This window comes from Mycobacterium sp. E3198, assembly GCF_001667015.1.
Lineage (GTDB): Bacteria > Actinomycetota > Actinomycetes > Mycobacteriales > Mycobacteriaceae > Mycobacterium.
Map to the genome: position 1 here is coordinate 17124 of NZ_LZIS01000044.1, position 12145 is coordinate 29268.

Sequence of the window (12145 nt, forward strand, 5' to 3'; positions counted from 1 at the left end):
CGCTCAGGGCTTCTTTCGGCCCGAGCGACTGAGGCGCCATTCCGGCGGGAAGTTCAGGTCGTTGTCCTTGACGACGTTGTTGAGCCCCTTCTCGAAGGTGCCCTCGGTGAGGTCGACCTCCTGCGCGTCGTTGCTGATCAGCGGCAACATGCCCTCGACCATGCCGGTCAGCAGGCTGCCGAAGTATTCGCCCTTGTGCTGCTTGTAGAGCTCCAGGAAGGTCTTCTGTACCGCCACCGTGTCCGTTGGGCGGGACCGTGAGCACGCCAGCGCGTACTTCTCCGTCTCGGCCTCGAGCTTATCGCGGGGCACCACGCTGTTGACGAAACCGCAGTCGTACATCTCCTTGGCGCTGAAAGGGCGCCCGGTGAACAGCATTTCGGAGAACTTCCGCAGGCCCATCGTCTCGGCCCACCACCACAGCCGCGGTCCCCAGCCCACGTAGCGGAAGGCCGGGTGCCCGAACAGGGCATCGTCGGACGACACCACCAGGTCGGCGTCGCCCGCCTGATAGAAGTGCCACCCGTAGCAGTACCCCTTGGCCTCGATGATGCTGATCTTGCGCAGCTCCTGCAGCGGCCGGTTCCCGGCGCGGGCCTTGGCGTAGAAGTCGGTGACCGTGGACAGGTAGCGATACGAGCCGCCCGGCGGGTACTTGACGTCGTCATCGTTGATCGCCAGCTCGTGCAGCAGCGGCAGGCCCGGGTTCTCCAGCATCGGCCGCTGCTCGGGCAGGTCCCCGCCGCTGCCGAAATCCTCGCCCTCGCCGCGGATCACGACGACCTTGACGTCGTCGTCGACGTTGCACTTGTGGATCAGGTCTGCGTAGTTCTGCCGCATCCCCAAGGTGGTGGCGTTCTGCGCGTCGGGACGGTCGAAGGTGATGTAGGCGATCCGGTTTTTCTTGTCCTTCTCGAACTTGATGTACTGCTCGGCTTCCTTCTTCAGCTCCTCGTAGTCGTATTCAGGCATAGGGTCTTTCTCCACTTCTGTTATTTGAGCGTGTTATTTGAGCAAGGCGCCCGCGTCGACGGGCAGGGAAACGCCGGTGACGTAACGGGATTCGTCGGAGGCGAGGAACAGGACGGCGTTGCTGATGTCCGCGGCTTCCACCCAGGGCACCGGCAGGGTGTGCGTCATCTGCGAGAACGGGGCGAAGTCGTCGGGTCCGGGATTCTCCAGGTCCGGCCTAAACAGGCGGAACGTCACGTCGTTCATGGTCATCGGGGTGTTGACCTGGCTGGGGTGGACCGAGTTCACCCGGATCATGTGCTGACCCAGCTCGACGGCGAAGGCGCGCATCAGGCCGATCACGCCGTGTTTTGCGGCGATGTAATGGCCGGTGTAAGGCATGGCCTTGTGCGATCCGACCGAGCCGGTCAGCACGATGGAGCCACCGTGTCCGCCCGCGATGATGTGCGGCACACCGGCTTTCACGGTGTGCCAGACACCGGAGAGGTTGACGTCGATCATGTCCTGCCAAACCTTCTCGCCGATCTTGTGCAGCTTGTTGCCGAAGGTGCCGATGCCGGCGTTGGCGACGATGATGTCGAGCCGGCCGAGCTGCTCCACCCCGTCGTCCACCGCGGTCTTGAGGGCGTCGTAGTCGCGCACGTCGACCTGCGCGGTCACGATCCGGCGATCCCGCGCCTTGACCAGATCGGCGGTCTCGGCGAGGTCGGCCGGGGTGGAGTGCGGGTAGGCCAGGTTGTCGATGGGGCCGCAGACGTCGACGGCGATGATGTCGGCGCCCTCCTGCGCCAAGCGCACCGCGTGACTGCGGCCCTGGCCCCGGGCGGCGCCGCTGATGAGGGCCACCTTGCCCGCCACGCGGCCGGTCATCGCGACACCGCGGCCGGCATCGACTCCCAGCCGCGCACTGTCGATGTGGGGCTGAGCTGGGCCGCGGCCAGGTCAATCTCCCACTCGGGGAAGCGTTTCAGGATTTCCTCCAGGGCGACCCGTCCTTCCAGGCGCGCCAGTGCGGAGCCCAGGCAGAAGTGGGTGCCGACGCTGAACGTGAGGTGCGGCCGGGCCGACCGGTGGATGTTGAAGTCGCCGGCGTCGGGACCGAATTGACGCTCGTCGCGGCACGCCGACCCGATCAGCATCATCAGCACGCTGCCTTCGGGCACCGTCCGGTCGTGCAGATCAACGTCGCGGGTCACATATCGCGAAACGTGGGGCGCGGGTGGCTCGTAGCGCAGCAGCTCCTCGATCGCCTGCGGGATGAGTTGCGGATTTTCGGTGAGGTCGCGACGCTGGTCTGGGTGCTCCGCGAGAACCTTTCCGGCCCAACCGATCAGGCGGGTGGTGGTCTCGTTGCCCGCGCCGGCGACCACGTTGAGGTAGACCAGTATTTCCTCGCGGGTCAGCCGTCGCATGGTGCCGGTCTCGTCGACGAATTCGACGTTGAGCAATTCGGTCATGATGTCATCGGACGGATGCTCGGCACGCCAGTCGATATAGGCCTCGAACTGCTCGCCCACCGACAGGCCGTGCTGGGCCGCGCTCATGGGCTTGCCGGCCTCGGTGCGGAGTTGGGCGTTGCCGCGGTCGCGGATGTATTCCTGATCGTCGTCGGGGATGCCGAGCAGTGAGCTGATGACCTTCATCGGCATCTGTGCGCCCAGGTCGGTGACGAAATCGAATCGACCCGAACCCACCAGCGGATCCAGGAGTTGCGCGCAGAACTCCCGGATCATCGGCTCGAGCGCCGCGATCCTGCGTGGCGTGAACATCCGCGACAACAGCTTGCGATGCACGTCGTGGATCGGCGGGTCCTCGAAGATCAGCATCCCCGAAGGGATTTCGAGGTTGGCCTTGATCAGCTCCAGGATTGCGCCCCGCGCGGAGCTGAACGTGGCGTGGTCGACGAGCGCCCTCGTGACGTCGGCGTACCGGCTCAACGCGAAGAAATCGTATTCCGCGTTGTAGTAGAGGGGCGCTTCGTCCCGCAGGCGGGCGAACATCGGATACGGGTCGGCGATCAGGTCGACGTCGTAGGGGTCGAAATGAACGTCGCTGTCGGTGCTCGTCGTCACGAAATCTCTCCTGCCGCTGCCATTTCCGAAATCGGTCCGGACGATTTGTACATTTCGCTTAAAACCCGTGAATACGGGATTACTCTATTCTCGTAGAGAACCATACGGCGGGTGCCCTGGCAAGAGCCGGCGGGGCGAAACATCGTCAGCGTGCTCAACCCGAGGCGACCGCCCGCCGGCGTCCCGTCGGGGCCGCGCCGGTCCGGGTGAGCCGGCCCTTGCCCGAACTCTTCAAAATGCCGGTCGCGATTGCCGTCAGGATCCCGTCGAGTTGCTCGGGACTGTCGATGATGCGGTCGCCGTGGGCGAACCGCAGCAACAGCCCGTTGATGAAGGTGAGCGTGATGTTGCTCAGGTCCTCGACCACGGCCGGCTCCAACTCCCCGCCGCGCGGCATGAGCTGCACCAGGATTTCCCGGTGCAGCTTGGTGAAGCCGTCCGTCGCCTGCTGCAGGATCGCGGCCAGTGCGGGGTCACGGGTGGCCTGCATCGTCAGCTCGTAGCGGGCCTTGGTGCGCGACAACTGCGGCTCGCTGCCGGCTTGTATCACCACCTGCGATAACCGCGACGGCGACGGGTGGTGTGGGCCGGTGGAGCCTTCGTCGGCGACCGACTGCAGCGTCGCCAGGTCCAGCTCGGCCAGCCGTTCCGCCACCGCACGCAGCAGCGACGAGCGGGTCCGAAAGTAGAACGAGGTCGTGCCGTCCGGCACACGGGCCCGGCGGTCGACCTTGAGATGGCTCAGCCCCTTGGCGCCGTCTTGGGCCAAGAGATGAATCGCCGCGTCGCACAGGTCGCGGCGGCGCTCGGTGGGGTTGGGTTTTCGTCGTTTGTCCATCGCGTTTCCTCAGACGGGGAGGTTACTCTATATTCGTAGTGTCGGTAAAGAGATGACCGCGAATCGTGCGTCGTGTCAGCCGTTTCTCCGATGAATTTGTGGTGGAATGGCCTGATGGGCACCCGAAGGCTCACGAGCGTCCTTATGCTCGGGGCGGTGTTGTGCGGCTGTCACGCAACGCAACACCGGGCCGCGCCCAGCACGTCGGCCACGACCGCGTCAACCACGACCGCGTCGCCCCCGCCGCCCCCGCCGGCGGCGCCCGCGGTGAACATCCAGCCGTTACCGGTTCGGCCCGTGCAGAAGTCCCAGCCGGCGCCGCCGGCCAAGTGCCCGGCGGCGAATCCGAGCGCCCCCGCCGCACCGGCCAACGTTCTGGTCACCTGTGACCTCGCCAAAACCACCGTGTACACGTTGGGTCCCGAGACCATGCGTCTTACGCTCACACGCGTCGACCGGCCCCAGTCGCTGACATCGGGTTTCTACGAGGTGAGCCTGACGATGGACCCGCCGTCGGCGGCAGCGTGGGCGGCATACACCGCCGCGCACCTCAAAGACCATGTGGCCTTCATTCGCGACGACCTCGTTCTGGAAGCGCCGATCATCGAAGAACAAGTGACGTCCGGCAAGATCGCGCTGACCACCCAAACCGCCCAGGCCGCCGACCAGTTGGCCCAGCTGGCCGGCCGGGGCGCCTGACGTGGACCAGCTCGGTATCGGCTTCCTGTGCGGATTCGGCCTTCCGCCAGTGGAATTCGTGGAGCTGACGGCGGATCTCGGCTGCCGCCACATGTCGGCGGTGGTGCGGGGGCTGCCCTTGGTGCCGCTCGGCTACCCACCCTTCTCGTTGAAGGACCCGAACCTGCGGCGAGAGGTGCTGGCCGCCATGGATCACCGCGGCGTGACGATCTCGCTCGGCGACGGCTTTCTGATCATGCCCGACACACAGACACACACGTTCGCAGCCGATCTCGACGCCCTCGCCGCGCTCGGCGTTCCGCGGATCAACGTCGTCAGCCTCGACCCCGATCTCGGCCGCACCTTCGACCAGTTCGCGACGCTGACCGAACTCGCCGCGCAACGCGGCATCCAGACCGTCGTCGAACCCGTACCGGGCCTGACCGTCGGCGACCTGCCGACCGCGCTCGCCGCGCGGCAGCACGTGGGGAGGCCCGACTTCGGGTTGTTGATCGACACGATGCACCTGGTGCGATCCGGTTCAGGCGCGGCCGACGTCGCGGCCATCGATCCCGGCCACGTCGGGTACGCCCAGCTGAACGATACGACGCTGCGCCCGCGCGCCGACAACTACATGGAGGAGGCCATGTTCGAGCGCATGGTTCCCGGCGAAGGCGAATTGCCGCTGCGCGACATCCTCGTGGCGCTTCCGTCCGACATCGTGATCGAGATCGAAGTGCCGAGGCGATCGCTGGCGCTGGAAGGCGTCAGCCCGATCGAGCGCCTGCGCCCGTGCGTCGAGGCGGCGCGGCGCTTGTTGCCGGAAACAGCGCCCGGGCCAACGAGCTAGCGCCTAACCTCAGCCGGGCTCGCGCAGGGGCAGGCCGGCGGCGCGATAGATCGCGTCGATGACGGTCATGTTCTCGATCGCGTCCTCGGGGGTCGTCTCAAACGGCTCGCCGCGCAGCACCGCCGCGGCGAACGCGTCGAGCTGATAGGCGTAGGAGGGGCGGCGTCCGAATCGCTCCACGCGTTTGCCGGCGGGCGTTCGGACGCTCAGCCGATTGATCAGGTGGGGCATTACCGGATTGCTGACCCGCACCTCACCGCGTTCGCCCACCACCCGCGCTCTGATCTCCAACAGCCGAGATGACCACATCGAGCAGCGCACCCGGCCGGTGTGCCCGGCGGCGAACTTCAGCTCGGCCGTCATGGCCCGGTCGACCCGCGGGTCCCGCAATTTCGCCTGTGCCGAAACGACTTCCGGGGTGGCACCGCCGAAAGTGCGGACCATGTGGACGGCGTAGCACCCGGCGTCCATCGTCGCCCCGCCGGCCAACGAGTAGTTGTAACGGATGTCGGAGAATTTCGGCAGCGGGAAGCACAACGCGGCCTCCACCCGCTTGAGCTTGCCGAGTTCGCCCGAGGCGATGATCTCCTCGACGCGCCGGCTCAGCGGGTGATAGCGATAGTGGAAGGCCTCCATCACCACGCGATCCGAATTCGCTGCCAGTTCGGCGATGTCGCGCGCCTCGGCGGCGTTGGCCGTGAAGGGCTTTTCGCACAGGACGTGCTTACCGGCGGCCACGGCCGCCCGGGTCCACTTGCCGTGCAGTCCGTTCGGCAGTGGGATGTAGATCGCGTCGAGGTTCGGGTCGGCGATCAGTGCGTCGTAGCCGTCGTGCACGCGCGGGATGCCGTGCTTACCGGCGAAGGCCCTTCCACGCGAAGCATCGCGCGCCGCGACGGCGACCACCTCGACCTCGCCGTTTGCCTTCGCCGGGTTGACGAGCGCCAGGGGCGCGATGTTGGCTGCGCCCAGGATCCCGAACCGGATCGGCTTTCCGTCTGCGGCCACGGACCTGACGCTAGCACCGCTTCAGCGGTTAACGACGGGCGAAAGCCGGTGCGTGCTCGGGACGAACGCCGACGCCGATGAAGTACGCGGGCAACACCGACAGCCACGGCAGCCGCTCCACCAGGCCGAACAGCGCCGCCGGCGGGGTGGGATCCGCGCCGCGCAGGAGCGGCCCGAGCAGCCTGGCGGCCAAGACCCGTTGCACGGCTTGGGTCGCCGCGGTGGGAATGACGCGGCGCCGGCGGACGGCCGCCAGGTCGCGATCGGTGACGCCGTGCCGCCGCAGCGGCTCGGCCAAGATGGTCGCGGCCGCGACGGCGTCTTGGACCGCCAGGTTGATGCCGACGCCTCCCAGCGGGGACATCGCGTGCGCGGCATCGCCAATGCACAGCAGCCCGTCAATGTGCCAGCGGCGCAACCGATTCACGTGGACATCGAGATGCTTGACGTCGTCCATGGAGGTCAGTGCGGCCACCGAAGCGCCCGCTTCCGGCATCAGCGCGCAGACGTCGTGACGGAACGCCTCGAGGCCTCGCGCGCGCAACTGGGCGTCGGTGCCTTTGGGTCCGAGGTACGCGATCTGGTTGTAGCCCTCGCGCGGGATCACGCCGAGACCCTTACCCGGCGCGAAGCGGGGCAGGAAGGAGAATTCCTCGTCGGCGTCGCGGGGCAACCTGAACCACCACACGTCGAAGTTCACCGGGAACTCGCGTGTCTTCAAACCGGCCTCGCGACGGGCGATGGACCACCGGCCGTCGCAGGCAACCGTCAGCTCGGCCCGCAATTCACCGGGGCCGTCGGGTCCCAGGTAGCGCACCCCGGTGATGCGGCCGCCGTCGCGCAGCAAACCGGTGACTTCGGTCTTCATCCGCATCGTGAAGCTGGACTCGGCTTTGGCGGCCTCGGCGAGCAGGTTCAACAGATCCCACTGCGGCACCATGGCGATGTAGGGGTGCGGCTGCCCGAGACGCCGCAGCCGCTCGAAGTCGATGTAGGTGACCGAGTGCCCGTTCGCCTCGAATTTCGCCTTGCGGACCTCGCTGTAATGCAGCTGTCTGAAGCGCTCCCAGAGGCCCAGCTCGTCGAGCAACCGCATGGTGGTCGGATGGACCGTGTCGCCGCGAAAGTCGCGCAGGAAGTCGCCGTGCTTCTCCAGCAGGGTGACCTGGACACCTGCCCGCGACAGGAGCAGGCCCAGCACCATCCCGGCCGGGCCGCCGCCGACGATGGCGCACGTGGTCGTCTCAACCATCAGCGCCCAAGCATACGGCGGCGTTCAACCCGGGGCGGGCAGCACGTGGTCGCCCACCCGGTCGGTGGACAGACACAGCGAGCAGACGTGCGCGCCGTGCGTGTGACACGCCAGCATGTCGGGCCGCTCGTAGTCGTGATGGCAGACATGGCACTTCAACTGTTCGGCCGACGGGTTGCCGTGCTCGTCGTACATGGGCGACTCGATGCCGTCCTGGGTGCGCCGCAGGTAGTACTTGCCCTTGGTCGCGGCGGCGAGGATCGGGGGCATCACCAGCGCGAGGACGATCGCGACCAGCGGCGAGTATGGCCGAAGCGCCGCGCCCAGGCCACCGAAGAACGCGATGACGGACAGCCCCGCCGCCAGCAGCAGCGAACCGAAGCCAACCGGGTTGACGGCATACAGCATTCCGCGCCGGAACTCAGGCTTCTTGGGTGACAGCTGGAGCAGGTACTTGTTGAAGACGATGTCGGAGGCGACCGCCACCACCCACGCCATGCCGCAGTTGGCGTAGAAACCGAGGATGGTGTTGAGGAAGTCGAACATGTTGGCTTCCATCAGAATCAACGCGATGACGAGGTTGACGCCGAGGAACACCACGCGTCCCGGATAGTGCTTCGTGACGCGGGTGAACGAGTTGGTCCAGGCCAGTGAGCCCGAATAGGCGTTCGTCACGTTGATCTTGATCTGGCTGATCACCACCAAAACCACCGCGAGCGTCAGCGCCAGCCAGTCGGGCATGAAGTTGCGGTAGATCAGCAGAAACTGGTGGACCGGCTGGTTGGCGATCGGCGTGGAGCCCGCGACGTTGGAGATCAGGTAGACCGCGAGAAACAGGCCGATGACCTGTTTGGCCGCCCCGAAGACGACCCAGCCGGGGCCGGCGAGCAGCATCCAGGCCCACCAGCTCCGGGCGTTGGCCGGCGTGCGGGGCGGCATGAAGCGCAGGTAGTCGATCTGTTCGGCGATCTGGGCGATCAGCGACAGGCAGACCCCGGCCGCCAACAATGTTGAGCCGATGTTCATCTGGCCGTTACCCGCGTGACCGCCGTACGCGAAGAACTGGCCGATCGAGTCCGGGTGACCGACCAGCAGGTAGCCGAACGGCACCACCATCAGGATCAGCCAGAGCGGCGTGGTCCAAACCTGCAGCTGGGAAAGGACTTTCATGCCGTAGATCACCAGCGGGAAGATGAGCAGCGTCGAGCAGGCGTAGCCCAACCACAGCGGCACGTGCAGGCCCAGCTGGAGCCCTTGGGCCATGATGGAGCCCTCGAGCGCGAAGAAGATGAAGGTAAACGTCGCGAAGATGACGTTGGTGACCACCGAGCCGTAGTATCCGAAGCCGCTACCGCGGGTGATGAGGTCCAAGTCGATGTTGTAGCGCGCGGCGTAGTAGGCCAGCGGCAGCCCGGTCAGGAAGATCACGACGGCGAAGATCGCGATGCCGCACAAGGCGTTTCCGGTGCCATACGCGATGCCGACGTTCGCACCGATCGCGAAGTCGGCGAGATACGCGATGCCGCCGAGGGCCGAGATGCCCACCACCGCCGTGGACCACCGCCGGTAGCTGCGTGGCGCGAACCGCAGCGTGTAGTCCTCGAGTGTTTCCTTCGCGGCAGTCATCGTGTCCAGATCGACGGCTGCGACGGACTTCTCGATGTCCGACGTCATGCCCACCCTCCGCCCGCACGGTCACAAATACCCGCCGAAGATAACCGACCCGCCTTGCGGTTTCCTGTGAGGACTGCGCCGCTACAGATCGGCGTCGAACACCGAGACAGGGCCGAGTATCACGCCCGTCTCCTCGACGTAGCGCTCCCACAGCGCCAGCAGCTCGGCCAGCTTGTCGGGCCGCGCGGCGGCGAGGTCGTCGATCTCGCCGGGGTCGCCGGAAAGGTCGTAGAGCTGCCAGGCGCCCGGACCGTACGGCGCGGGCAGATAAACGGCCTTCCAGTCGCCCTGCCGAATCGCGCGGCGGCCGAACAGCTCCCAGCCGGTGCCGGTTTGTTCGCCATGGACCTGCTCGCTGTCACCCGACAGATACGGCAGCAGCGAGCGGCCCCGCATGGGTTGGATCTCGCGGCCCCGGTAGGCGGTGCCCGGGTGCGTGATGCCCGCGAGCTCGAGCACGGTCGGGGCGATGTCCATGACGGTGCTGAACGCCGTGCCGACCTCGGCCTGCCGGGCAAAGCCCGGCCAGGTCATAAAGCCCACCACCCGGATCCCACCCTCGGTGGTAAACGCCTTGTGCAGGCGCGACGGCGCCGTGGCGGCCTGCGCCCAGCGCGGGCCGTACCAGATGAACGACGTGGGGCCGCCCAGGTTGTCGAGGCTGTTGTCGCAATACTTTTCGATCTGCGCGACGATTTCGGCGCCACGCAGCGGCATCGCCTCGACCATCGCGCCCTCCGCGCCGTTGTCGGACAAGAAGATCACCACCGTGTCGTCCAGCTCGCCCGTGCCGGCCAGGTAGTCGATCACCCGTCCGATGTTGTGATCCATCCGGTCGACCATCCCGGCATAGACCTCCATGCTGCGGGACGAACGCGCGCGCTCGTCGTCGGTCATGTCGTCCCACGCGGGAGCGCCGTCGGCGACGACCGGATGCGCCACCACGTCGGGCGGACACAGGCCGAGCTTCTTGAGCGCCTCGAGGCGGGCCTCGCGCAAGGCGTCCGGGCCTTCGTCGTAGCGGCCGTGATACGGCGCGATGGATTCGTCCGGCGCTTGCAACGGCCAGTGCGGCGCCTGAAAGGGCAAGTAGGCGAAAAACGGCCGGTCGTCGTCCTGGGGACGCTCGCGGAGGTAGCGCAGCAGCGTGTCGGCGTAGAAGTCGGACGAGTAGAAGTCCTCACCGACGCTGACGAAGCGGTCATCCTCGGTGTAAAGCGTTGCCACCGGCGAAAACCCGCCGCCCGCGCCCGGGCCGTAATGGCTGGCGCCGGCGGGCAGCAACGCGAAGGAACGCTCGAATCCGCGGGCCCATGGCGAGGTCTCGATGGTGCCACCGAGGTGCCACTTACCCGACATCAGCGTCAGATATCCGGCGTCACGCAGCAACTCGGGCAGGGCCACGACCCGGTCGTTCAGGTAGCCCTCGTAGCCGGGCGCGCCCTGGAATCCGGGCGCCGCGACCTCGAGCATCGTGCCGATACCGGCGATGTGGTGGTCGGTGCCGGTCAACAGCATCGCCCTGGTGGGTGAGCACGCCGGCGCGGAGTGAAAATCGGTGAACCGCACGCCGGCGTAGGCCAGCCGATCCAGGTTGGGCGTGTTGATCTCGCCGCCGAACGCACCGATATCGGAAAACCCGAGGTCGTCCGCCACGATCACGAGAAAGTTGGGTCGCTTCACGCTGAAGCATCCTGTCAGGTCCGGCGCCGCGAGGGAACGCCACGGCTGCGCCGATATTGTCGTTGCATGCTGGCACAGTTCGGTATGTCCATTCCGCTGGTCGCCGCCCCGATGTCGGGCGGTCCCACCACCCCGGCCATGGTGACGGCCGCCACCCGGGCCGGCGCCCTGGGCATGCTGGCGGCCGGCTACAAGGCCGTGGCGGCCGCCGAAGCGGAGCTCGAAACGGTTCGCGCCGAGGGAATCCCGTTCGGCATCAACCTCTTTGCGCCCAACCCGCTGCCGGTCGATCCCGAAAGCTACCGAACCTACGCGGCAATCGTGCAGAAGGATGCCGACCAGTTCGGCCTCGCCCTGCCGGTAGAGCCGATCGAGGACACCGACGCCTTCGACGAGAAAATCGCGCTGTTGCTCGACAACCCGGTGCCGATGGTGTCGTTCACCTTCGGAATACCGCCGCGCGACGTCATCGCGGCCTTGAAGCGCGCCGACAGCGTCGTGGTCCAGACGGTGACCACCCCCGACGAAGCGGCGCTCGCCCACGAAGCCGGGGTCGACATGCTCGCCGTGCAGGCCGCCGCCGCCGGCGGGCATTCGGGCACGCTGTCGCCGCGCCAGCCATTGCGGCCGGTGCCGATCGTCGACCTCGTCAAGCAGGTCGCGGCGAGGGTTCCGTTGCCGATCATGGCCGCCGGCGGGCTCGCCACGCCCGCCGCGGTGGCCGAGGTGATCCGCGCGGGCGCGACCGCGGCCGTCGTCGGAACCGTTCTGCTGCGCGCCACCGAGAGCGGCGCGTCGGCCACCCACCAGGCGGCCCTGACCGATCCCGCGTACACCGAGACGGTGATCACCCGGGCCTTTACCGGCCGCCCGGCGCGCGGCCTGCGCAACGCGTTCATCGACGCCCACGAGGCGCAGGCGCCGCTGGGCTATCCGGCGATTCACCACCTGACCACCGGGATGCGCAAAGCGGCCGCCGCGGCAGGCAAACCCGACTACGTCCACCTGTGGGCGGGTACGGGATACCGGCACGCCACCGCCGAGCCCGCGACCGACATCCTGCGGCGGCTGGCGTCCGACCTCTGATCGGTCGCTGTCGATGCGGGCTTTTCATCAGT

The 12145-nt window shown here is 67.1% G+C and carries 12 protein-coding genes; 3 read left to right on the forward strand and 9 right to left on the reverse strand.

What is annotated here, in order from left to right; all coding sequences use genetic code 11:
- Nucleotides 1-3: 3 nt before the first annotated feature.
- From A5673_RS05220 to A5673_RS29850, 5 genes are all read right to left on the reverse strand, one after another.
- Nucleotides 4-972 (reverse strand): enoyl-CoA hydratase/isomerase family protein, encoded by a 969-nt coding sequence (locus A5673_RS05220; RefSeq protein ID WP_068228011.1) that lies wholly within the window; start codon nt 970-972, stop codon nt 4-6.
- A gap of 33 nt (nt 973-1005) precedes the next feature.
- Entirely contained in the window at nt 1006-1842 is an 837-nt protein-coding gene (locus tag A5673_RS05225) for a mycofactocin-coupled SDR family oxidoreductase (protein WP_068228013.1), read from the reverse strand.
- Entirely contained in the window at nt 1839-3044 is a 1206-nt protein-coding gene (locus tag A5673_RS05230) for a cytochrome P450 (protein ID WP_068228017.1), read from the reverse strand. Before A5673_RS05230 ends, A5673_RS05225 begins: the two co-directional genes overlap by 4 nt.
- A gap of 154 nt (nt 3045-3198) precedes the next feature.
- A complete protein-coding gene (locus A5673_RS05235; protein ID WP_068228020.1) occupies nt 3199-3882 on the reverse strand; it encodes a TetR/AcrR family transcriptional regulator in 684 nt (227 codons plus the stop codon).
- A gap of 170 nt (nt 3883-4052) precedes the next feature.
- The gene (locus A5673_RS29850) at nt 4053-4313 is read right to left on the reverse strand and encodes a hypothetical protein (protein WP_231970894.1); all 261 of its coding nucleotides are present in this window, start codon (nt 4311-4313) and stop codon (nt 4053-4055) included.
- Here A5673_RS29850 and A5673_RS29855 point away from each other — a divergent pair.
- Both A5673_RS29855 and A5673_RS05245 read left to right on the forward strand, forming a co-directional pair.
- Nucleotides 4312-4581 carry a hypothetical protein gene (locus tag A5673_RS29855; RefSeq protein ID WP_231970895.1) on the forward strand — a complete coding sequence of 90 codons (270 nt, stop codon included), beginning with the start codon at nt 4312-4314 and terminating at the stop codon, nt 4579-4581. The two genes, A5673_RS29850 and A5673_RS29855, sit on opposite strands and share 2 nt — an antisense overlap.
- A 1-nt stretch (nt 4582) precedes the next feature.
- Entirely contained in the window at nt 4583-5410 is an 828-nt protein-coding gene (locus tag A5673_RS05245; protein WP_068228023.1) for a sugar phosphate isomerase/epimerase, read from the forward strand.
- A gap of 9 nt (nt 5411-5419) precedes the next feature.
- Here the strand turns inward: A5673_RS05245 and A5673_RS05250 are convergent, their stop codons facing one another.
- The 4 genes from A5673_RS05250 to A5673_RS05265 form a co-directional block, all read right to left on the reverse strand.
- Nucleotides 5420-6418, reverse strand: coding sequence for a Gfo/Idh/MocA family protein (locus A5673_RS05250; RefSeq protein WP_068228026.1), 999 nt, complete (start codon nt 6416-6418; stop codon nt 5420-5422).
- A gap of 28 nt (nt 6419-6446) precedes the next feature.
- Nucleotides 6447-7670 carry an FAD-dependent oxidoreductase gene (locus tag A5673_RS05255; RefSeq protein WP_082958546.1) on the reverse strand — a complete coding sequence of 408 codons (1224 nt, stop codon included), beginning with the start codon at nt 7668-7670 and terminating at the stop codon, nt 6447-6449.
- Between the two features lie 24 nt (nt 7671-7694).
- Complete coding sequence (locus A5673_RS05260; protein WP_068228029.1) at nt 7695-9344, reverse strand: cytosine permease; 1650 nt, start codon at nt 9342-9344, stop codon at nt 7695-7697.
- An 81-nt stretch (nt 9345-9425) separates the two neighbouring features.
- On the reverse strand, nt 9426-11027 hold the full coding sequence (locus A5673_RS05265) for an arylsulfatase (protein WP_068228032.1): 1602 nt from the start codon (nt 11025-11027) through the stop codon (nt 9426-9428).
- Between the two features lie 66 nt (nt 11028-11093).
- Here A5673_RS05265 and A5673_RS05270 point away from each other — a divergent pair, with 66 nt between their 5' ends.
- Nucleotides 11094-12113, forward strand: a complete 1020-nt coding sequence (locus tag A5673_RS05270) for a nitronate monooxygenase family protein (protein WP_068228035.1) — start codon at nt 11094-11096, stop codon at nt 12111-12113.
- Nucleotides 12114-12145 lie beyond the last annotated feature (32 nt).

Excerpts from the sequence above, each read along its gene's own strand:
- A5673_RS05220 (WP_068228011.1), bottom strand. The coding sequence starts at position 972 with ATGCCTGAATACGACTACGAGGAGCTGAAGAAGGAAGCCGAGCAGTAC.
- A5673_RS05225 (WP_068228013.1), bottom strand. The coding sequence starts at position 1,842 with ATGACCGGCCGCGTGGCGGGCAAGGTGGCCCTCATCAGCGGCGCCGCC.
- A5673_RS05235 (WP_068228020.1), bottom strand. The coding sequence starts at position 3,882 with ATGGACAAACGACGAAAACCCAACCCCACCGAGCGCCGCCGCGACCTG.
- A5673_RS29855 (WP_231970895.1), top strand. The coding sequence starts at position 4,312 with ATGCGTCTTACGCTCACACGCGTCGACCGGCCCCAGTCGCTGACATCG.
- A5673_RS29850 (WP_231970894.1), bottom strand. The coding sequence starts at position 4,313 with ATGGTCTCGGGACCCAACGTGTACACGGTGGTTTTGGCGAGGTCACAG.
- A5673_RS05255 (WP_082958546.1), bottom strand. The coding sequence starts at position 7,670 with ATGGTTGAGACGACCACGTGCGCCATCGTCGGCGGCGGCCCGGCCGGG.
- A5673_RS05260 (WP_068228029.1), bottom strand. The coding sequence starts at position 9,344 with ATGACGTCGGACATCGAGAAGTCCGTCGCAGCCGTCGATCTGGACACG.
- A5673_RS05270 (WP_068228035.1), top strand. The coding sequence starts at position 11,094 with ATGCTGGCACAGTTCGGTATGTCCATTCCGCTGGTCGCCGCCCCGATG.